This is a genomic window from Belliella buryatensis (assembly GCF_900188245.1).
Lineage (GTDB): Bacteria > Bacteroidota > Bacteroidia > Cytophagales > Cyclobacteriaceae > Belliella > Belliella buryatensis.
In genome coordinates this window covers 260,090-282,744 of the sequence record NZ_FZOK01000001.1, presented here as the reverse complement: position 1 = coordinate 282,744, position 22,655 = coordinate 260,090, and the positions used below count along the sequence as shown (strand labels likewise).

The 22,655-nt window shown below is 39.6% G+C and carries 13 protein-coding genes; 11 read left to right on the top strand and 2 right to left on the bottom strand.

Translation table 11 applies throughout. The features are described 5' to 3' along the window. Positions 1–250 precede the first annotated feature (250 nt). From CHB66_RS01175 to CHB66_RS01160, 4 genes are all read left to right on the top strand, one after another. Positions 251–1,048: an MlaE family ABC transporter permease gene (locus CHB66_RS01175; protein WP_089237116.1), complete on the top strand. Its 798-nt coding sequence runs from the start codon at positions 251–253 to the stop codon at positions 1,046–1,048. Beyond that, positions 1,041–1,802, top strand: a complete 762-nt coding sequence (locus CHB66_RS01170; RefSeq protein ID WP_089237114.1) for an ABC transporter ATP-binding protein — start codon at positions 1,041–1,043, stop codon at positions 1,800–1,802. The genes CHB66_RS01175 and CHB66_RS01170 overlap by 8 nt, the downstream gene beginning before the upstream one ends. Next, a complete protein-coding gene (locus CHB66_RS01165; RefSeq protein ID WP_089237112.1) occupies positions 1,802–2,770 on the top strand; it encodes an MlaD family protein in 969 nt (322 codons plus the stop codon). The genes CHB66_RS01170 and CHB66_RS01165 overlap by 1 nt, the downstream gene beginning before the upstream one ends. A 795-nt stretch (positions 2,771–3,565) precedes the next feature. Next, entirely contained in the window at positions 3,566–6,259 is a 2,694-nt protein-coding gene (locus tag CHB66_RS01160; RefSeq protein WP_089237110.1) for a M14 family metallopeptidase, read from the top strand. Positions 6,260–6,445: 186 nt separating this feature from the next. On the opposite strand, the gene CHB66_RS01155 is transcribed toward CHB66_RS01160, so the two are convergent. Together CHB66_RS01155 and CHB66_RS01150 are read right to left on the bottom strand one after the other, a co-directional pair. Further along, positions 6,446–7,291: an OmpA/MotB family protein gene (locus tag CHB66_RS01155; protein ID WP_089237108.1), complete on the bottom strand. Its 846-nt coding sequence runs from the start codon at positions 7,289–7,291 to the stop codon at positions 6,446–6,448. A 278-nt stretch (positions 7,292–7,569) separates the two neighbouring features. Continuing rightward, complete coding sequence (locus CHB66_RS01150) at positions 7,570–10,422, bottom strand: regulator (protein WP_245812639.1); 2,853 nt, start codon at positions 10,420–10,422, stop codon at positions 7,570–7,572. 243 nt (positions 10,423–10,665) lie between these two features. Between CHB66_RS01150 and CHB66_RS01145 the strand changes: the two genes are divergently transcribed. From CHB66_RS01145 to rfbB, 7 genes are all read left to right on the top strand, one after another. Then, positions 10,666–13,746, top strand: coding sequence for a SusC/RagA family TonB-linked outer membrane protein (locus tag CHB66_RS01145; protein ID WP_089237106.1), 3,081 nt, complete (start codon positions 10,666–10,668; stop codon positions 13,744–13,746). 5 nt (positions 13,747–13,751) lie between these two features. After that, the gene (locus CHB66_RS01140; RefSeq protein WP_170932401.1) at positions 13,752–15,224 is read left to right on the top strand and encodes a RagB/SusD family nutrient uptake outer membrane protein; all 1,473 of its coding nucleotides are present in this window, start codon (positions 13,752–13,754) and stop codon (positions 15,222–15,224) included. A 12-nt stretch (positions 15,225–15,236) separates the two neighbouring features. Next, a complete protein-coding gene (locus CHB66_RS01135; protein ID WP_089237104.1) occupies positions 15,237–17,282 on the top strand; it encodes a PKD domain-containing protein in 2,046 nt (681 codons plus the stop codon). Positions 17,283–17,294: 12 nt separating this feature from the next. Beyond that, positions 17,295–18,413, top strand: coding sequence for a glycoside hydrolase family 16 protein (locus CHB66_RS01130; protein WP_245812638.1), 1,119 nt, complete (start codon positions 17,295–17,297; stop codon positions 18,411–18,413). A gap of 507 nt (positions 18,414–18,920) precedes the next feature. Continuing rightward, positions 18,921–20,084: a glycosyltransferase family 4 protein gene (locus CHB66_RS01125; protein ID WP_089237100.1), complete on the top strand. Its 1,164-nt coding sequence runs from the start codon at positions 18,921–18,923 to the stop codon at positions 20,082–20,084. 211 nt (positions 20,085–20,295) lie between these two features. Continuing rightward, positions 20,296–21,348 (top strand): NAD-dependent epimerase, encoded by a 1,053-nt coding sequence (locus CHB66_RS01120; protein ID WP_089237098.1) that lies wholly within the window; start codon positions 20,296–20,298, stop codon positions 21,346–21,348. A gap of 12 nt (positions 21,349–21,360) precedes the next feature. Beyond that, positions 21,361–22,413: a dTDP-glucose 4,6-dehydratase gene (gene rfbB / locus CHB66_RS01115; protein WP_089237096.1), complete on the top strand. Its 1,053-nt coding sequence runs from the start codon at positions 21,361–21,363 to the stop codon at positions 22,411–22,413. Positions 22,414–22,655 lie beyond the last annotated feature (242 nt).

Here is a 22,655-nt window from a genome sequence, read left to right as displayed (position 1 = left end):
TATAGAACATGTTAATCACTGAAACATAATATGTTTATGTACTTCTTTTCCGGAAGGTTCAATTCCATGATATATGTGCTAGCATTGATCCATATTAGTGAATATCTCAACTTCCTGCATAGGGCAGGTATCAATCAACATCTTTAAATAAAGTCAAACTGATAATTTGCTAAGATTCCCTTTTAACATACTAATTTCACATCAGTTTTAATTCAAATTGTTTACTTTCGTTAGTTAGAAAGAGATACTTATGTCAGAAAATATAGAAAGAAACAAACCTGTGATATCAAAAAAACTGGATAAGTTTTTTACCGGACTGGCAGATGCATTTCGCTTCGTCAAAAGGTTTTTTCAAGAAGTCTGGTTTCCTCCTTACGAGTTTAAAGAAGTTTTGCGCCAATGCTATGAAATTGGCTATCGCTCCTTACCCTTGATCTCGCTCACAGGTTTTATCGTCGGAATCGTATTTACCAATCAGTCTAGGCCCTCTTTATCAGAGTTTGGTGCTACCTCTTGGCTACCAGCCTTGATTTCTATAGCCATCATCAGAGCTATGGGGCCTTTGGTGACAGCCTTGATCGCAGCGGGGAAGGTAGGATCAAGCATTGGTGCTGAAATTGGCTCAATGAAAGTGACTGAACAGATTGATGCCATGGAGGTCTCAGCTATCAATCCATTTAAATACTTGGTGGTCACTCGAACTATTGCCACGACCTTGATGATTCCCATATTAGTGCTTTACACTGATTTTGTTGCACTCATCGGCTCTTTCATCAATGTTAACCAAAATGAATTGGTCAGCTTATCTACTTTCTTCGTCCAAGTATTCGAGGCGATTTCATTTTTGGATGTCTTTTCATCTTTAATCAAATCCCTAGTCTTTGGATTCACCATTGGTATCGTAGGATGTTATAAGGGATACAACTCCTCAAATGGAACCGAAGGAGTAGGAAAGGCTGCAAATGCCTCTGTGGTCATGTCCATGTTTTTGATATTCATCGAAGAGTTACTTGCACTTCAAATCGTAAATGCCATCCGATATGCCTAGTGACTACACCAAAAAAATCGTAGAAATCAGAGGAGTGAAAAAATCCTTTGATGAAAACCACGTTCTCAGAGGAGTGGACTTAGATCTCTATGAAAGAGAAAACCTAGTGGTTTTGGGAAAATCAGGTAGTGGAAAATCCGTTCTAATTAAATTGATGGTGGGTTTACTCCAGCAAGATGAAGGAACAATCAATATCTTTGGGCAAGATACGACCAAATTGTCACTCAAAGACCTTAATAAACTTCGCTTAAAAATAGGCTTTGCTTTCCAAGCTTCTGCACTATATGATAGTATGACCGTGAGGGAAAATATGGAGTTCCCCCTTGTGAGAAATGTCAAAAACCTCACGAGAAAAGAAATCAATCTCAAAGTGGAGGGACTTTTGGACTCTGTAGGTCTTCCCAAAACAATCAATCAAATGCCTGCAGAGCTTTCTGGTGGTCAAAAGAAAAGAATTGGTATCGCCAGAACTTTAGTGTTAGAGCCAGAAATCATGCTTTATGATGAACCAACGGCAGGTTTAGATCCAACTACCTGTATCGACATCAACAACTTGATCAATCAGGTAAGAGAAGAATACAACACCTCTTCTATCGTCATCACCCATGATTTAACCTGCGCTAAAGTGACTGGCGACCGGATGGCAGTTTTGATAGAGGGACAATTCCAAGCCATTGGAAGTTTTGAAGAAGTTTTTGCACAAGCCAAAGACCCAAAAGTAAAATCATTCTACGACTATAACTTCATTCAATAATGAGAAACGATAATAAAAAAACAGTTTTGGTTGGTGTATTCGTATTGATCGGAATCATCATCTTGGTAGCAGGAATCATGACCCTTGGGGGACAGCAGAAGAAATTCGTCAAAAGCATCAGCCTAAAAGCTGTATTTGATGATGTGGCAGGACTTCAGACTGGTAACAACGTCTGGTTTTCAGGAGTGAAAATCGGTACAGTTAAGAAAATCAACTTCTATGGAGATTCTCAAGTAGAGATCGAAATGAATGTTGAATCTAAGTCAAAAGAATATATCCGTAAAGATTCCAAAGCAACAATCAGCTCTGACGGGCTTATTGGTAATAAAATCATTGTCATTTATGGAGGAACTTCTCAGGCTCCTGTAGTGGAAAATGGTGACAGGTTGATTTCTGAAATGCCCTTGGACACAGATAAAATGATGGAGACACTTCAGGAAAACAATAAGAATCTCGTATCCATTACCAATGACCTCAAAATATTGACTGGCAAAATTGCAGATGGAGAAGGAATCATTGGAGCTGTTTTGACCGACTCTACCTTAGCGGTGAACTTCAGAAGCATTCTGCTAAACCTAGAGAGAACAGCAATCAGAAGCAATCAAATGGCCAATGATCTATCAAAGCTTTCCGCAAGTCTCAATCAAGAGGGAAATCTAGTACATGATCTCCTTACCGATCAGGAAATGTACGGCAATCTCCAAAAATCAATCATTGACCTTCAGTCAACTGCTGATAATGCTAAGCAGATGACAGATAATTTGAATATCGTCACCAACAAACTCAATGGTACGGACAATGCCATAGGAACGCTCTTGAATGACCCAGCCTTCAATGAAACTTTGAAAAGCACTTTTATCAACCTTGACAGTTCTACAATGAACCTCAATCGAGGTCTTGAAGCCTTAGAATACACTTGGCCATTTCGCCGTGGCTTTAAACGCATGAACAAAGCCAACGAAAACTAACCTGACTTACGTTCAATAAAATACCAAAACCCTTCCATCCGAAGGGTTTTTTTACACCCAATTGCCTAATTTCACTCCCGATTCCTCGAGGAACTCACTCAACAAGTACCCATACTTCACTAGTTTTGTTAAGCGTTAAAATTGTTCACCGTTAAAGGTAAGTTACCAGTAAACTCACGGTCTTCCTATTCTTAACACTTTCCCCTAATTCCCTAATCCCCTAATCACTCATTAACCACTTTCCAAGACTCCATCCTATTTTTCCGCAGGCATATTTCTACCATATATCGCAAAGCATATTTCACTCCAAAACCTTCCAACCCAATCCCTCAATCCCTCAATAACCCAACCACTCAGTAACTACTTCCCATTCCTTTAAAAATGCGTTTCTATTTCGCCGCAGGCATATTTCTACCATATTTCGCAAAGCATATTTCACTCCAAAACCTTCCAATCCAACCCCTCAATCCCTCAATAACCCAACCACTCAGTAACTACTTCCCATTCCTTTAAAAATGCGTTTCTATTTCGCCGCAGGCATATATCTACCATATATCGCAAAGCATATTTCACTCCATTACCTTCCAAGCCAATCCCCTCAATCTACAATCTCCTCGATCCCTAGGGGTTGAAATCTAAAATTTAATCCCCATTCCCTCCCCAAACTTTGCTCCTTTGCGGGACTCCGCGTCCTCCCTTTCTCCTTCCAAATCCATTTTTCCCCGATCATAGAGCCTTGTTTTGATTCGTTTAGGTCTTAGTGTATTTTCGTACATAGACAATAATCAAATAACTATGAAAAAAATATACCTCTCCTTTTTGGCGATCATGCTCTTTGCTGTCAGCATGGCTCAGCAAATCCCTTCGCCAAAAGAGCACTTTGGTTTCAATATCGGAGATGATTACATGCTCGCGACCTTTGAAGCTACAGATGCCTATTTTAGAAAAGTTGCAGAACTATCTGATAGAGTGAAGTTTGTAGAAATAGGGCCATCCGAAGAAGGAAGACAAATGCCAATGATGATCGTCACTTCTCCGAAAAACCACCAAAATCTCGCACAGTACAAAGAGATTTCCCAAAAACTCGGCAGGGCAGAGGTGGCAGAAGATGAGGCCAAAAGACTATCCAAAATGGGTAAGCCAGTAGTATGGATCGATGGAGGACTCCACTCCACTGAAACAGTAGCATCCCATCAATTGATCGAAACCTACTACCAATTGGTTACCAGAAATGATGAGGAGACTCTTAGGTTATTGGATGACTTGGTGATTTTGCTAGTTCATACCAATCCCGATGGACAGGAGATCATCACCAACTGGTACATGAGTCAGGAAGATCCTGAGAAAAGAAACATGCGCTCTCCTTACATGTACCAGAAATATGTGGGGCATGACAACAACAGAGATTTTTTCATGAACAACATGAAAGAATCCACCAACCTTTCCCTACAACAATATGTAGAATGGATTCCTCAAATTATCTATAATCACCATCAAACATCCCCTGCAGGAACTGTAGTTGCAGGTCCTCCATACAGAGATCCTTTCAATCATGTCTTTGATCCCTTGATCATGACAAGTTTGGATGGAGTAGGTGCTGCCATGATCAACAGGTTGAATGTTGAGGACAAGCCGGGCTATACCAGACTGAGTGGCTCTGTTTTTTCCTCCTGGTGGAATGGCGGATTGAGAACTACCCCTTATTTCCACAACATCATCGGAATTTTGACAGAAACGACAGGAAGCCCCACACCATCTGAAATTCCTCTAGTTCCAGAGAGGTTGATTCCTACACATGCGACACCTTACCCAGTGGAGCCTCAAGCTTGGAATTTCCAGAGATCTATCGATTATTCTGTATCCATGAACTATGCGGTCTTGGACTATGCCAGCAGAAATGCTGATGCTTTGCTTTTCAATATTTACAAGATGGGGAAAAATGCCATCGATAGGGGTAATATGGACCACTGGACCAAGTATCCAAAAAGATCAGCCGCAGTGACAGCAGCTTTCGAAGCTGATAGATCCAATGACAGCGGTAATAATAATTGGAGAAGGGGTGTTCCTACTGAGTTTTTTGACAAAATCTACAAAGATCCTGAATTGAGAGACCCTAGAGGTTTTATCCTTCCAGCAGACCAAACAGATTTCCCTACAGCAGTAAAGCTCTTGAATGCATTGATCAAATCAGGTATTCAGGTACACCAAGCCACCGCTGACTTTCAAGTAAATGGCAAGGCCTATCCAAAAGGTTCTTACATTGTCAAAACAGCACAAGCTTTCAGACCACATATCTTGGATATGTTTGAACCACAAGATCATCCAAATGACTTCCAATATCCAGGGGGACCTCCAGTTAGACCTTATGATGCAGCAGGCTGGACTTTGGCATTTTCCATGGGAGTTGAATTCGATAGGATTTTAGATGGATTTGATGGTCCTTTTGAAGCCTTGGCTTATGGTGAAGTGTTGCCTATGCCAGCTCAGACTTTGGCTGCTGGTTCAGGATTCATGCTAGATGTAAGAGTCAACAATACCTTTATAGCCATCAACGACTTGCTCAAGGCTGGTGTGGATGTGCAAAGGACAACCGAAGAAATAAATGGCATGCCAGCAGGTTCATTCTTTGTGGCAGCTAGAGGAAGAAATATCCTTCAGAAGGCAGCTCAAGAACATGGAGTCAAGGCTGTCCCCGCTTCCAAACCAAGAAACACAAAAAAAGTAACCCCTTCTAGAATAGCACTATTTGACTATTATGGAGGTTCTATGCCTTCTGGTTGGGTGAGATGGATGCTGGAGCAGTACAACTTCCCTTTCCAAGTGGTATATCCACAAGAGATTGACAAAGGAAACCTCAATGCCAAATATGATGTCATGTTATTTATCGGTCCTGGCATGCCAGGATTAGGTAATTCACCTTCTAGAAATCAAGCAGACCCAGCTGATATTGCTGAAGAGTTCCATGCACTACTAGGTACATTATCAACAGATACTTCCATTCCTGCCATCAAGCAGTTTATGGAAAATGGAGGAAAGGTAGTCGCAGTAGGAGCAGCAACTTCCCTAGCTTATCACTTAGAACTACCAGTAAAAAATGCACTGGTAGAGACTACTGCTGATGGCAGAGAGAGAAATTTGACCGGAGACAAGTATTACATCCCCGGAAGTATTCTCAGAGCCAATATCGCAACTGATAGTCCAGTGAACTATGGGATGAATCCTACAGCCAACATGATTTTCAACAATTCCCCTGTGTTCAAGTTGGCAGACAATGTGCAAGGTGTGAAACCTTTGGCATGGTTTGATGAAACTTCCCCACTTGTCAGTGGATGGGCATGGGGAGAAGACTATCTTAAAAATGGTGTAGTCGCCTTTGAAGCAAATGTAGGAAAAGGGAAACTCTATGCTTTCGGCCCCGAAATTACCTTCCGCGCTCAAGCACACGGCACCTTCAAAATGCTCTTCAACAACCTTTACCAAACAAAGTAACTCAAGAACCTTTGAGGTTTTCCAAAACCTCGAAGGTTTTTTACCTTCGCCTTTAATTTTCAGAATAGTAGATTAGATATGTAAGTGTAGATGCAATCTACACTCAGGAATAATCACTAATCTTTCATTAATCCAAAAAAAGCCTTTGAGATCCCTCTCAAAGGCTTTTTTTAATCTTCAATCCCCTTATTCCATCAAGGCAAAGAACTTATCCAAATCAGGAATAATCACAATCCGAGTTCTTCTGTTTTTTGACATGTTTTCTGGACTATCATTATCCACTAAAGGCACGTAGCTACTTCTTCCAGCAGCAATCAGTTTTTCAGGAGCTACATTGTATTTACTTTGAAGCGCCCTCACAATAGATGTTGCACGCTTCACGCTCAAGTCCCAGTTGTCTTGCAGTACAGCGGTATTGATACTTCTTGGGTCAGTATGCCCTTCGATCATTACTTCCATGGATGGCTCTGAATTGATCACTTCTGCCAATTTACTTAGTAAGCCGTCTGCATTTCTGCTGACTACATAGCTACCTGTATTGAAAAGTAAGCGATCAGAAACGGAAATCATGACAACAGTCTTATCTATATCGATTTGAATATCGTCATTCTCTTGTGCAGAACCGTCTGTGATTGATTTTTTGAGATTATGGGAGATGGCCAGATTTACAGAATCCTCTAATGTTTGCGCATTGGCGAGATTTTCAGGATCTACCTTAGCTAGTGTAGCTTTCAATTTGTCCCTGCCATTGTTCGACATAGGTACGGCTCCATCTAGAGTATACTTGCTATCGCTTTCCTCTCTTAAGGAGTTGATCTTAGCATTGTACTCTTCGACCCGTCTTTCTATTCTGGCAAATCGCTCTTCTAGAATGCGGTTTTCCTCTTCTAGTTTTTCCTTCTCTGAGGTAGTCTCAGAAAGCATATAAGCTGTAGTATTGTAGTCGTTTTCTAGGGCTACATACTTCTTCTTAGATACACAGGATGCTAACAAAGCTCCTGATAATAAAGTGATTGCTATTACTCTTTTCATAAGTCGGTTAGTTTAATTTTTACCAACTTTTTCAAAAACAAAGCCACAGTAAATCAGCTAGTATTTTTTACCCTATAAATGTCTATCTCAGAGCGTATTTTGTTAAAAAATAGCCAATAATATCACACATCCCAAACCTACAAACCCTCCTCGATTAACCCTTAACGACTTGTCCGCTATGGCGGATTTAACAGTTTACTCGCCACGACGGGCTTAACTTATAATCTACAGCATTGAATGTTGATTTGTTCATCGTTCTTTGTACTAATTGTGAAGTATCAAAACTTCAATATAAACTCCTGTAAATTATCCTCTCTAGTCAAATTCAGTTTCTTCCGTAGACGGTATCTAGCTATCTCAACTCCTCGCACAGAAATGTTCATCAAATAGGCAATTTCTTTGGTACTTAGATTCATTCTCAAATAAGCACTCAACTTGATTTCCTGAGGGCTGAGGTTCTCATGAATTTTCTTGAACCTTGACATGAAATCTCCATGAACTTGATCAAAGTGAATTTCGAATTGCTCCCAATCTTCATCTTCAGCAATGTTTTTCTCAATATTTTTAATCACCTTTTGTATTTCATTTTTGACTTCCTGATTCTTACTCTTTTTGATAATTCCCGTCAGATTACCCTTTACATGATCAATGAAACCATTTTTGGTAATCAAATGCATGGTTGCAGCGGCTAGCTCTTTATCTTTCAATTGAATTTCCTGCTTGAGTTTTTCATTTCTCAATCTTTCTAGCTCCTCTTGTGAGCTTCTCAGCTCTGAATTTTTAGCTTCTATGACTTTTCTTGAGGCACTTTTCAATTGTCTTGCCCTTTTTTGATATTTCTTTTCTACACTCAGATAACCCGTGAAACCTAATACACAGAATAGAAGGAAATAAATACCATAGGCCACCTGACTCCTGTACCAAGGTGGTAAGACTTCAAAACCCCAACTCGTCTCCTCTGCTAGTTCCCCATAAAGATTTCTGCTTCTGACATGAAAAGTATACTTATCTTCTCGGAGATTAGTATAAGCCTTCTCTCTTTTATCAATCCATTCTCCATATCCTTCCTCTAAACCCTCTAACCAAAACTGAAACTCCAAATCCTTTTCATTATTTGGGGTAGGATTACTGCTTTCAAATCGAATATTGGCTTTTTGGAAAGGAATTTTGATTGGCTTTTGATTGGCTTGTTTTGGAATTGAATAGGCATTTCCATCAAAAATCAAAGAGTCAACTGCACCAGTTAGGAAAACAGAACGAATAAGTGTAGGAAATTCATTGGGTTGATAGTTGTTTTGGTTAAGACTAAAACGAATAAATCCTTCATTTGCTGCAAATAATACCTCGTTACCTCGAGTCGTAGCGATATTTTGAAGGTCATCATTGAGCAAGGGGAGGAGTTGATTGAAAATCTGATGGTGCTTGACAAAGCTTCCATCTACTTTTTTCTCCAATACACCAGCTTCATTTTCTGCTATAAAATAAATATTGCCCAGTTGATCCTCTTGTAGATAATGTATGATATCTCCTGCACCAAAGTAATTCAAGAAAAAAGGATCTCTTTCAAATGACTGGTCTGATTCATTGAACTTAAATATCCCCGCTTGAGTAGTGAATATCAATCGATTGGCGACCTTCCAGACATTATTCAGTGTATTGGTAGGGAGTCCAGAGTCTGGCCCAAAAGCTGTCACGCTCACAGCTTCGAGTGCCTGATTTAATTGAAGCCTATAAATACCCTTATAGCCATGCGCTACCCAAATATTACCCTTCTCATCCTGTTCTATGATTCTACTCGATTCTGAAAAACCTTTGATTTGTTTTAAAAATCGTACTTGCTGATTACTAATTTCATAAAGGTAAAGTCCATTGTAGCCGCCAACTAAAATCAGGTTGGGATGATTTTTTAGTCTTTGAAAATTCCAGATACCTGCTGGTCCTTCTATTTTTTTTGCTTCATTTCCTTTAATGACAAATACCCCGTCATTATGGGCTACCAAAAGCTGATTTTGAATGGGCTTCAGCTGGTAAACCTGTCCATTTGAATTATTAATAAAATTAGCTTTTGAGTCAGTGTTTTGAACGTAAACTCCATTATTCGTCCCGAAATAGATTTTGTCATTAAACAAGGCTGAATGATAGCCTGTACCCGTCAAACCTGAGAATTGGTTGATTTTTCTAAACGGCTTACTCAACTCAATCAAGGTAATACCATTGTTATGCCCTATCCAAAGATTTCCAGAAAGATCCTCAAACAGGGAGACAACAGAGTTGTTATTGAGACCATTGTTATTGTTTAGATTCAAAAGGTTTTCTCCTCGTTCTGTTAGAATAAAAAGACCTTTGCTCTGGGTACCTATAGCAATGTTACCATTTTTTAATCGTAAAGCTGTATTGACACTACTTTGAAAGCTGTCTTTCCATTTTTTTATTTCTTGGTTTTGAAGCTCAAATATGCCCTCGTCTCGAGTAAAAATGATTTGCTGATTGCCTGAAAGCTGTAAAACGCCCGTAATCAGATTATCAATTAAAACATTTGAATTAGTTAAGCTGATTAGCTGACCATTTTGTAAGATATATAAGCCACTGCTAACTTCATTGACAAAAAGTTGATTGTTTTGATAATGAAAACTCTCAAAAGAACTTTTAGAGGTAAGATCATATTTATAGTTTTGATTCTTATCAAAAGCAAAGATTTGTTTAGTCGTACAAAAAATAATCTCCTCAGATGTAATGTAGACTTTCCAAACTTCTTCTAGGTTTCTAAATGCTTCTGGTAGCTTGATTTTTAAAGAATGGAATGTTAACTGACCTATATGATTTGGTTCGAAGTAACCAAAGTCTCCTTGTCCTGTCACATAGATTTGTCCATCCTCGTCTAATTGTACATGTCTCAATTTTGCTCCAGATGGCAAAGCATATCTTCTCCAAGTAGTTCCATCATATTCTAAGAGCCCATAATTATTGGCAATATAAATCAGACCTTTGGCACTCTGAGTAATAGCATAATTTTGAATTCCTCCCTGATACTCCTGACTAGAATAATACTTAGAAAAAGGTAAACCTATATCCTGTGCAATAATAGTGGCTTGAATGAAGAGAAAAACTAGGAGTAAATAGACCTTTTTCATATGCAATTTTATAATCTAGTTTCTAATTTAATAAATTTTTATTGATGTAGTCTTTCAGACAGGAGAATGAGTTTTATAGAAAAATGAAAATGCCTATTTATTTCATTTCAATCGATGTTTTTAATTACAATGTTGAGTTTTTGTGAAATAGTAAAAATGTTTTTGATGTAGTATTGATGTAGGACTTTTTTTCTAGTTATGGAAGTTTAAAACGACATTCGGAAATCAATAAATCCAAAACAAATGAGAAAACTATTACTAATGTGTATTGTGCTCTCACTCCACTATGGAGCATGGGCACAAGGAGAGGTAGTGAAAGGACAGGTCAAAGATGATACTGGCTTTCCGCTACCTGGTGTAAGTGTTTTGAAGCTAAAGTCTACAGTAGGTACTGTGACAGATCTCGATGGAAATTTCTCTATCAATGCTACAGCGGGAGATCAGCTTCAGTTTACTTTTATGGGGTTCAAACCTCAGACAGTTACAGTAGGTAGCAGTTCTACGATAGATGTAACTTTAATGGAAGACATCTCTAATCTCAATGAAGTCGTTGTTATTGGCTATGGTACTGCTACCAAAAAGGAATTGACAGGTGCTACATCTCAAGTCAAAGGAGAAGCCATAGAGCGGATGAACATGCCGAGGGTAGACCAAGCTTTGCAAGGTCAACTCGCTGGTGTCAACATCACAACCAACTCAGGTGCTCCAGGTGGAACTTCTAATATTAGAATTAGAGGATTAGGTACTTTTGGCGATAATGACCCATTGATTTTGGTGGATGGTGTAATCTACGATGCTGCTGGACTTAATGCCCTCAATCCAAATGATATAGAATCAGTAAACGTCCTCAAGGACGGTACTGCAGGGATCTATGGTGTAAGAGCGGCAAATGGGGTTATTCTTATCGAAACTAAGAAAGGAAATCTAGGGACAAAGCCTAGAATGGATTTTTCAGCTTTTTATGGTGTCCAAGAGACCGCCCGTAAGCTTGACCTACTCAATGCAAGGGAATATGCAATTTTAAAGAATGAAGCCTTTGCAGCTGGCGGACAGCCTATGCCTTTCAATAATGTTGAATTGGGAGAAGGTACTGATTGGCAAAACGCTGTTTTCCAAACAGCTCCTATTCAGGAATACAACATGACTGTAACAGGCGGATCTGAAAAGACCTCTTACTCAATAGGTGGATCCTACTTTGGACAGCAAGGTATCGTGGGCGGACCTAAAGCTAATTTTGAAAGATATACAGCTAGAATCAATTTTATCACTGAATTGGCTCCTAAAGTGAAATTAACCAATGTTTTGCTATATACAAGAGAAGAAAGCAAAGGTCTACCACAAGGAGGAATTGGGTCAGTATTATATAATACCATCAATGCTTATCCAACTGAGCCAATATTTGTAGGAAATAGATTTTCATACTTGGACAATGTCAATGATATCATTAATCCATTGGCACAAATGCAAAATACCTTCAATGATACTTGGGTAAATAAGCTCGTAGGTAAAGAAGAGATTGAATATAAGATCAATAGTAATTTCACAGCGACAGGTAGAGCAGGGTACAACTTTGCCATGGTAGATACCAAAGTATTTAATCCATTAGTTTGGTATGGTCCGGGAAAATTTGCCAACACTGCTAGAAATGCGAATCTAGATCCTGTTCTTGTAGATGTAGGCGGGGTTCAAATTGAAAGAGGTGCCAATGTGTTTGAGTCTAGGAATACATTCTTAGACTATAACCTTGAAGCCTTCTTGAATTATGAAAATAAGTTTGGAGAAGATCATACTGTAAAAGGTATGTTTGGTGTTTCTTTGGTTGGCAACAGAAGTGAAGGATTGAATGGTACAGGATTCAATATTCCTAACAATGACTTGAACTTCGCAGATATTTCTGCCAATCAGGCTCCTGGAGGATTTTTGAATAATGTAGGCTCATTCCAAAGCAGGCAAAGATTGACATCTGCCTTTTTGAGAGGTGAATATGATTACCAAAAAAGATATTTTGTCTCTGCTATCTTGAGAAGAGATGGCTCGTCTAATTTCGGACCTAACAATAGAATAGGGTATTTCCCTGCTATTTCAGGAGCTTGGTTGATATCTGATGAATCATTTTTTAATGTGAGTTTTATTGATTTCATGAAGTTGAGAACCAGCTTTGGTATTTCTGGCAATGACCAAATTGGACTTTTCCGATACAGAGGTTTATTGAATGGTTCGGCAACCTATGTTTTCAATGACCTCATCATCAATGGAGCTGCTATCGGAGCTACGAGTAATCCTGACTTAAAATGGGAGACTACATATCAGACCAATATCGGTTTGGACTTCTCTTTGTTCAATACCTTGGATTTCACAGCCAACTATTTTATCAAAAACACCAGAGACCTACTTTTCCAGCCTGATGTATCCGCCTTGTTGGGTTCTTATGGCCCAGGTGGATTTCCACCTGTGATCAACGCAGGTGATGTATTGAACAGAGGTTTGGAATTGGAATTGGGCTATGGAACTTCTAAGAAAGAAGGTGTCAACTTCAGATTTGATTACAATGTCACATTCTTACATAATGAAGTAACCGCTGTTCCCGAAGGGTTTGAGTTTATCCCTGGTGCAGCCTTTAGTGTAGGAGGAAATGTTGCGACAAGATTCCAAAAAGGATTTCCGATTGGATATTTCATAGGTTATCAGACTGATGGTATTTTCCAATCACAAGAAGAGATTGCTTCAAGTCCAGTGTCGCAAGCTGGTGCAAGACCAGGTGATTTGAGATTTGTAGATCAAAATGGTGATGGTGTGATCAACTTTGGTGATGATTCAGACAGAACCATGATCGGTTCTCCAATTCCAGATATGGTGATGGGTTTCAATTTCTCGGTAGATTTCAAAGGGTTTGACTTGGGAGCAAATATTTATGCGGCCTTAGGTCAGGATATCATTAGAAACTACGAAAGACAGCAGCCTTTCGCCAATCAATTGGCTTATAATATCAACAGATGGACTGGTCCAGGAACGACCAATGAAGTACCAAGATTGACTACAGGACCAACTAGAAATACTGTATTCTCTGATTTTTATGTTGAAGATGGCTCTTTTGTGAGATTGAGAAATGTACAACTTGGATATACTATTCCTTCTGTAATCTCTCAGAAAATCGGCATGCAATATTTTAGATTCTACGTTGCTGCCAACAACTTGGTAACCTTGACAAGATATCAAGGTTTCGATCCTGATGTGGGATCTGGTAATCCACTATTTGCTGGTGTGGATAATGGTATCTACCCGCAAGCTAGAACCATCATGGCAGGTGTTAACATTAAATTCTAAAAATCATGAGACGAATATATAAATGGTTATTAATTGTTCCCTTGGGAATATTCTCAGCCTGCGACAGTTGGCTGGATATTGATCCTGAGTTTACTCAGGATGCAGAGAACTTCTTCAATACCCAAGAAGACTTCAACAGAGCCATCATAGGGGTCTATGATATGATGCAGCCCGCCTATCTCAATATGTGGATAGGAGAGATTGCTTCGGACAACTCCATTGCTGGTGGTGAAAGTGTCAATGATACTAGAGGGCTACACGAGATCCAAGACATGAATCATGGCGGAGTCAATGAAGAATTGAGAGCAGTGATGCGTGTAAATTATACAGGTATCGCTAGAGCCAATTACATCTTTGAGAATCAGGATAAAATTGATTTTCCAGGTAAAGATTTGATCCTTGCAGAAGCCAAAATGATGAGAGCATATTTCTACTTCAATTTAGTAAAATATTTTGGTGATATGCCTCTGATTGTAGATAGAAGGCTTTCTATCAATGAAATATCTAGTACCCCACGTTCTCCCAAAGCTGAGGTCTATGCACAGATTGAGTCTGACTTACGAGCCTCTATTGAGGTGCTTCCTGCTACTGTGAATGAAACAGGTAGATTGACTTCAGGAGCAGCTAGTGCTTTACTTGGGCAAGTATTACTCTATCAAGATAAATTTTCAGAAGCTGCTACTGTACTGGGTAATTTGATTGATACAAATGCAGGTGGCTATGGTTTGTTTCCTGATTATACCACCATGTTTTTGGTTGCCAATCAAAATGTATCAGAGGATGTATTTACTATTCAATTTTCTGGCTTACAAGGTGGAGATTACGGTTGTCTGATTTGTCTAAATGGTAATGCTGCGGTAGGTTTCCATGGTATTAGACAATATGAAGGTCCATTCTATGCAGATGGGAATAGCTATAATTTACCTACTCAGGATCTCTATGATGCATTTGATGCAAATGATATCAGAAGAGACGCTACGATTTTGGATATAGAAGCTTTTATCTCTGCTCAACCAAATTCAGCTGATATTACTTACGCCATTGGTGGTGGTGGTCATACAGGGTATTATCAAAACAAGTATATCAAAAGAGCTGATGAAAGAGGCTTACCAGATGATGATTTGACGAGTCCATTGAATTACAGAGTGATCAGATGGGCAGATGTATTGTTGATGGCAGCAGAAGCATTCCAAAGGTCTGGAAATGATGGAAGAGCAAGAACTGAATTGAACAAAGTACGTGAGCGTGTCAATATGCCTGCAATCAATGCCTCTGGTGATGCTTTATACCAGGCTATTTTGAGAGAAAGGAGACTGGAATTGTCCGGAGAAGGATACAGATTCTGGGATTTGGTGAGAACGGGACAAGCTGCTGATCGCATCAGCGGGTTTGTAGTAGGCAAGCATGAATTATTTCCAATCCCTCAAGTTGAAATTGACCTAGCGGGTGGTATTTGGAATCAAAATCCAGGTTATTAATCAGACATTACCATGAAAAATATATTTAAATACCTTTGGCTATTGCTACCACTCGTGGTAGTCATGGCCTGTGTGGAGGAATATTCCTTAGATGGTGCTCCACCAACAGAAGCAGATGCAAATTTCACTTTCACACCTACAGCTGAAAGTGATAACATCCTCAGATTTACAGCAGATGGAGATTTCTTCATGATGAATTGGGACCTAGGTAATGGACAAACAGGTGAAGGAAAAACCATCACAGGTACTTATCCTTTGGCTGGTACATATACCGTGTCCTTGACAGTTTTCAATTCTGGTGGTAGTGCTACTTTCACAAGAGATATTGTGATTGAGCAGACAGATCCATTATTGCTCGATAGGCCAATATTCAATTTATTGACAGGAGGAGTGGATGCTGTGGAAGGAAAGACTTGGAAAATAGATGCAGGGCGAGCAGGACACTTTGGTGTAGGTCCAAATATCCCAACAAGTAATTTCCCTGAGTGGTACCAGGCAGTAGCCAATGAAAAAGCTGGCTCAGGAATGTACACAGATCGCTATACCTTTTTCCTTGATGGATTTAGATTTGTGATGGAGACCAATGGCCTTGTTTATTTGAATAGTGCACAAGGCAGCAATTTCCCCGGTGCTTTTGATCCAGGAGTGGGCGATTTGTCTGCACCATACGAGGCGCCAGATAATCTAAGGTGGTCTTTGGTTGAGCCTGAGGGACAATTACCAGAACTTTCTGTGACACAGGGTGGCTTCTTAGGCTATTTTGCAGGAGGTAGAACTTACCAAATTGTAAGATTGGAAGAAAATGAAATGTTCTTAAGATTCGTAGATCAAGCGAATACTGACTTGGCTTGGTATATCAGATTGATTCCAGAAGGTTTCGAACCTGATCCAGAACCTGAGCCAGAGCCAGAACCTGTAAATCCGGATGTGAGTTTCACACAAAGTGATTTGGTTGGTAATGGAAGAAAAGTTTGGGTACTGAAGCCAGCTGCTGGTGCATTTGGTGTAGGACCTAGTAGAGGTAGTGACTCTTTCTTCCCTAATGGAGATGATATTTCGGGTGATCGACCTTGTCTGTTCAATGACCTTTTTATCTTCAATTCTAATGGAACCTATGAGTACAATGCACAGGGTGATGTTTACGGAGAAGCTTACTTGGGTATTCCTGATGGCTGCCAACCAGAGGAAGACCTAATCGGTACTGCTGCGGAAGCTTGGGCATCAGGTTCTCATCAATTTAGCTTTACTCCAGGAACGCCTACAGAATTCCCTAAAATCACTGTAACGGGCACAGGTGCATTCATCGCTTTGCCTAAAGCCTTTAACGGTGGAGAATACAGCGCCGCTCCTCCAAGAGCTAATGAATCCGTAACTTACGAAGTGATCGCTTATGACGAAGCTACAGAGGAAATGACCATCTCCATCGATATCACCAATGATGGATCCGTTTTCTGGAATTTCACATTAATTCCTGCTGCGGATCAGTCAGTAGGTCAAGAAGCATTAACTGTTGCAGATCTAACAGGTGGTGGAGAGAGAGCTTGGAAATTGAAACCTGCCGCAGGTGCATTTGGCGTAGGTCCGCGTCCAGGAAGTGATGAGTTCTTCCCAAATGGAAATGATATTTCAGGTGAAAGAGATTGCTTATTCAATGACCTATTTATATTCAAGTCAAATGGAGAATACAGCTATGATCCACAAGGAGATATTTTTGCTGAAAGTTATATGGGTACTGGCTCTGAAGGTTGTCAACCAGCCAGTAACCTAGTAGGTACTGCAGGAGAAGCATGGGGCGCTGGAACGCACGAGTTTTCCTTTACACCTGCTTCTGATGGAGCAAATGCAAAAATTTCGGTAACTGGTACTGGCGCATTTATTGCACTTCCAAAAGCCTACAATGGCGGAGAATATTCAGCAGGACCTCCTAGAACAAATGAAACGGTTACTTATGATGTGTTAAACTACAATAGTAGCACGCAGGAGTTGACCATTGCCATTGATATTACAGACTCTGGGGCTGTTTGGTGGACTTTTGTCCTAGTTCCTGATAACGATTAAAAAATGATTATAATGACAAAAATGATTCAAGCAATATTCCTGTTCCTCACCCTTGCCGCAGCCAATAGCTGCAATCAAGACAATGGTGTGGAGCAGGTATTGCTCCCAACCAATTTGAATGTAGTGGTAGAGGAAAAGGGAGATGGATTGGTAGAAGTGAATTTCTCTGCTGATAGGACTAATTTCTTCCGAGTAGGATTTGGTGCAAATAACCAAGAACCGGAAATTGTACCTGGTAGCCGAGCTTCATTTAGATATACAGCTCCGGGAGATTATACCATTACAGTTCAAGCGCATGCGACTGAAGCTGATTTTATAAAAGAGGAGAAAAAAGTCACCATTACCGAGCAAACCCTTGGTCTAGGACTTCCTTCCACTGGATTTGAATCCCCAATGGAGTACAATGGGTATTCTTTGGTTTGGAATGATGAATTCAATTCCAACTCCCTTTCTTCTGATTGGGTATTTGAAATCGGTGATGGTTGTCCAAACCTATGCGGTTGGGGAAACAATGAACAGCAATTCTACAGAAGGGAAAATACAGAACTAAAGGATGGCTTTCTAATAATTACTGCCAAGCAAGAGAGTATAGGAGGTAAAAACTTTACTTCTTCACGAATCAAAACCCAAGGTCGTAAGAACTTTACTTTTGGTAGAATTGACATCAGAGCTGCTATGCCAAGAGGTCAGGGAATTTGGCCAGCACTTTGGATGCTGGGTGAAAGTATCACGGATATCAGTTGGCCTGCATGTGGTGAGATCGATATCATGGAAATGATCGGTGGCAATGCTCCTGGAAGAGATAATACAGTACATGGAACATTACATTGGGACAACAATGGTTCTTATGCCTATAGAGGTGGAGAGAAAAGACTCAGTGAAGGAGTTCTAGCTGATAATTTCCATGTTTATAGTATTATTTGGGATGAGAGAAAAATCACTTGGTTGCTAGATGATGTGGTATACCACGAGCAAGATATCACACCTACGTCCATGAGTGAGTTTAGAGAGCCTTTCTTTTTTATCATCAACCTTGCAGTAGGTGGGAATTGGCCAGGCAATCCAGACAGTTCGACCATCTTCCCACAGCAGTTGGCGGTAGATTATGTCCGAGTATTTCAAAAAGATTAAACCTATACCAATTTCGTAGATTCAGTTTGGATCATAGTTTAAATAAGGCCATTGGGAGACCAATGGTCATTTCTTTTGGATGTTGGGTAGATTATTTAGTGCCATTTGACTTATGAACGTATGATGACTATTTGATTTTTTTGATAAGATCCAAGATTTGATATCTTGACAACAATATTCAGATATATGTATATGCGCTTTCATGCAAGTAACCATATTTGATTAGGTAAATACTTTGAATTCATCTGAAATAGACTATTGACGAATTTGACCTTGCCTGAATTTCGTTTACACATTAGTGTCTAGTTTCATTGCGGATAATCACATTAAGATTAGTAAACTTTTAAAAAATGATCAAAACGTTTAAATCAGTAAACTTAATTAATTGGTGCGGATTTTGAAGAAAGATATATGTCTCATTAAGAAAAGCATGTAAAATATCACAGTATCTAAATCCTGCGGAATGGGAATATTCCCCTATATTTGAACTTTTAACCCGCTTTATTAATGCCAAAGTTAATTCGAATCACCACTGTCCCACTTTCACTCAAACTTTTGCTAAAGGGACAAATGAATTATATGAAATCTGCAGGATGGGAAGTATTGATGGTCAGTGCAGATGGTAGAGAAATTTATGACATCACCAAAAAAGAAGGTTGTAGACATCAGATTATACCCTTTACTAGACAAATTACCCCTTTTTGGGATCTATACTGCCTCTGGCTACTATTCAAACTTTTGAAGAGGGAGAAGCCAGATATCGTACATACCCATACCCCTAAAGCCGGTTTGCTAGGAATGATTGCTGCAAAGTTGGCCGGAGTCAAAGTGAGAATCCATACTGTGGCTGGAATGCCCTATATGGTCGCAGAGAAAAATAAGAAAAATCTCTTGATCAAAGCAGAGCGCTGGACTTACAAATATGCAACAGAGGTATGGCCTAATTCATATTCTCTAAGTGAGTTGATCATCAAAGAAAAACTTTGTAGCCCTACTAAGCTAAAGGTAATAGGTAAGGGGTCTAGCAATGGAGTTGATTTGCAGCATTATAGCAGGGAAGCTTTAAAAGAAAATCACTTGGTAGCAGCCACCATGCGTGTGATGCCTGGTGAAAATGAATTCATTATATTAGCTGTCGGTAGATTGGTCAAAGATAAGGGGATAGAAGAGTTGGTTAAGGCTTTTCTCGATTCTAAGATTGTCAATAGAGCAAAGTTGGTTTTGTTAGGCTCTTTTGAGCAAGAACTCAACCCGATCGATGACCATACTTTGAGACAGATTCAAGATCATCCCAAGATCGTTCAGATAGAATGGACAGAACATGTGTCGCATTATATGGCTATTTCGGATGTTTTGGTACATGCTTCGCACAGGGAAGGATTCCCTAATGTCCTGCTAGAAGCTGCGGCGATGCAGCTTCCGGTCATTTGCTCTAACATCATTGGGAATAAAGATATCGTGACAGATAGAAGTACGGGTTTGATGTTTCCAGTAAAGAAAGCTGATGTTCTCAAAGAAGCGTTAGAATTTGCCTATGTCAAAAGAGAATACATGCAGAAGCTTGCAGATAATTTGTACCAAGAGGTCACTATAAATTTTGAACGCAAGCAAATTCAAAATTTAATAAAAGAAAATTATGAACGTCTTCTAGAAGAAGAAGCTTCGAAATAAAGAATTTAAAAAGGGCTTATTCAAGTTATTCACAGATTTGGACACTTATTGATATTAGTGAATGGCAAGCGATGAATTGATGTTAAATGCAAAATAACTCACCATCATCCCAAGCTTTTCAATCCCGATACGTGGGACAAGCTCTTCAAACAATTAACCAATAACCAATCAGCTCAATTACTAATAACTAATAACCAACCCCAATCAAAAGATGAAATATTTCATAACTGGAACAGCTGGATTTATAGGTTTTCACTTGACTAATGTTTTGATCCAAAGAGGAGATGAAGTGGTTGGCGTGGATAATATCAATGATTATTATGATGTCAATCTAAAATACAGCAGATTGGAAGCAGCGGGTGTGTCGAGAGAGGTTATAAAAGTCGGCAAGCCAATTGAGTCAAACAGTCTAAAAGGATATACTTTCATTCAAATGGATATCTCAGATAAGCAGTTGATGATGGACATATTTGAAAGGGAAAAATTTGATGTAGTAATCAATTTGGCTGCCCAAGCTGGTGTAAGGTATTCATTAGAAAATCCCGACGCTTATATCCAAGCTAATATTCAGGGGTTTATGAATATCCTTGAAGCATGTAGAGCATTTCCTGTGAAGCACTTGGTCTATGCTTCTTCAAGCTCAGTATACGGAGCAAACACCAAGATGCCTTTTGCCACTACAGACAATGTAGACCATCCCGTAAGTCTTTATGCAGCCACCAAGAAGTCCAATGAATTGATGGCGCATACCTACAGCCACCTTTTTCAAATTCCTACCACTGGATTGAGATTTTTTACAGTATATGGCCCATGGGGAAGACCTGATATGGCACTGTTTCTTTTTACTGATGCGATGAAAAAGGGAGAGAAAATCAAGGTTTTCAATCATGGGAAAATGAAAAGAGATTTCACTTATGTGGATGATATCGTGGAGGGAATTGTCAGGGTATCTGATAGACCTGCCAAGCAAAACCCAACTTGGTCTGGAAACGATCCCGATCCAGGGAGTTCTTACGCACCCTTCAAGGTCTATAACATAGGGAACAACAATCCCGTGGAATTGATGGATTATATCGGTGCATTAGAAAAGGCACTAGGAGTGGAAGCAGTGAAGGAAATGCTCCCAATGCAAAAGGGTGATGTGCCAGCTACATTTGCAGATGTAACTGATCTTAGCGAAGATACAGGATATAAGCCAAGCACCTCAGTAGAGGATGGAGTGGCCAAGTTTGTAGCTTGGTACAATGATTTTTACAAAAAATAAAGTTTGCTCAATATGTCAAAGAATATTCTTATTACGGGTGGTGCGGGATTTATAGGCTGTCATGTGGTCAAACTCTTTGTCAATCGCTATCCTGCATACAAGATTGTAAATCTAGATTGCCTGACTTATGCAGGCAATCTTGAAAATCTCAAAGATATAGAGCATGCTGAAAATTACTTTTTTGAAAAAGTCAACATCTTGAATGCTGAGGAGCTCATGCGAGTATTTGAGCAATATCAAATCACAGATGTGATTCACTTAGCAGCTGAATCTCATGTAGATCGCTCGATTTCATACCCACTTGCATTTGTCCAAACCAACGTGATAGGCACAGTGAATCTGCTGAATGTTTGCAAGCAAACCTGGCAGAGTCTTGAGCAACATCTTTTTTATCATATTTCTACTGATGAGGTTTATGGTTCTTTGGGAGAATCAGGGTATTTTCTCGAAACTACCCCTTATGATCCCCAATCTCCTTATTCGGCATCCAAAGCCTCATCTGATCATTTTGTGAGGGCTTACACCAATACTTATGGGATGAATACTGTAATTAGCAATTGTTCCAATAATTACGGCCCAAACCAGTTTCCTGAGAAGCTGATTCCGCTTTGTATACATAATATTAGAAACAATAAACCACTTCCTATCTATGGGAAAGGTGAGAATATCCGCGATTGGTTATTTGTAGAAGATCATGCCAAAGCCATTGATTTGATATTTCATCGAGGGAAATCAGGTGAGACCTATAATATTGGAGGGTTCAATGAATGGAAAAACATTGACATCGTTCGCTTGATTTGCGATAAAATGGATGAAAAGTTGGGGCGAGCAGCAGGTACTTCAAAGCAGCTGATCACGTTTGTCAAGGATAGGGCAGGACATGATATGCGTTATGCCATTGATGCTCACAAAATCAAGCAAGAGTTGGGATGGGAGCCAAGCTTGCAGTTTGAAGAGGGCATCAGCAAAACTATTGACTGGTATATGGAGCATGAAGCTTGGCTGAATAATGTGACCTCAGGAGGTTATCAGAAGTATTACGAGGAGCACTACGAAGAGAGGTAGTCTTGTTTTGAGTGTTAAGAAACTTAAGTCTTGAATCTTAGGTAAAGTTTCACGCTATAAAAGCATGGGGCACGCTAAAGTAAAAATTTAATTTAGAAGTAAAACCCTTCTTGTGATTGATTCGAGCTCCTCTTAGGAGCCAGCGTGAAAAATTAACCTTAGAGATATCAAAAATAGACCTCAAAGGCTATCAGAACTTTGATCTTTGGAGATTCTAATAATTCTAAAGGTTTTAATAACTT

Excerpts from the sequence above, each read along its gene's own strand:
- CHB66_RS01170 (WP_089237114.1), top strand. The coding sequence starts at position 1,041 with ATGCCTAGTGACTACACCAAAAAAATCGTAGAAATCAGAGGAGTGAAA.
- CHB66_RS01160 (WP_089237110.1), top strand. The coding sequence starts at position 3,566 with ATGAAAAAAATATACCTCTCCTTTTTGGCGATCATGCTCTTTGCTGTC.
- CHB66_RS01155 (WP_089237108.1), bottom strand. The coding sequence starts at position 7,291 with ATGAAAAGAGTAATAGCAATCACTTTATTATCAGGAGCTTTGTTAGCA.
- CHB66_RS01140 (WP_170932401.1), top strand. The coding sequence starts at position 13,752 with ATGAGACGAATATATAAATGGTTATTAATTGTTCCCTTGGGAATATTC.
- CHB66_RS01120 (WP_089237098.1), top strand. The coding sequence starts at position 20,296 with ATGAAATATTTCATAACTGGAACAGCTGGATTTATAGGTTTTCACTTG.
- CHB66_RS01175 (WP_089237116.1), top strand. The coding sequence starts at position 251 with ATGTCAGAAAATATAGAAAGAAACAAACCTGTGATATCAAAAAAACTG.
- CHB66_RS01125 (WP_089237100.1), top strand. The coding sequence starts at position 18,921 with ATGCCAAAGTTAATTCGAATCACCACTGTCCCACTTTCACTCAAACTT.
- CHB66_RS01130 (WP_245812638.1), top strand. The coding sequence starts at position 17,295 with ATGACAAAAATGATTCAAGCAATATTCCTGTTCCTCACCCTTGCCGCA.
- CHB66_RS01135 (WP_089237104.1), top strand. The coding sequence starts at position 15,237 with ATGAAAAATATATTTAAATACCTTTGGCTATTGCTACCACTCGTGGTA.
- rfbB (WP_089237096.1), top strand. The coding sequence starts at position 21,361 with ATGTCAAAGAATATTCTTATTACGGGTGGTGCGGGATTTATAGGCTGT.
- CHB66_RS01165 (WP_089237112.1), top strand. The coding sequence starts at position 1,802 with ATGAGAAACGATAATAAAAAAACAGTTTTGGTTGGTGTATTCGTATTG.
- CHB66_RS01145 (WP_089237106.1), top strand. The coding sequence starts at position 10,666 with ATGAGAAAACTATTACTAATGTGTATTGTGCTCTCACTCCACTATGGA.
- CHB66_RS01150 (WP_245812639.1), bottom strand. The coding sequence starts at position 10,422 with ATGAAAAAGGTCTATTTACTCCTAGTTTTTCTCTTCATTCAAGCCACT.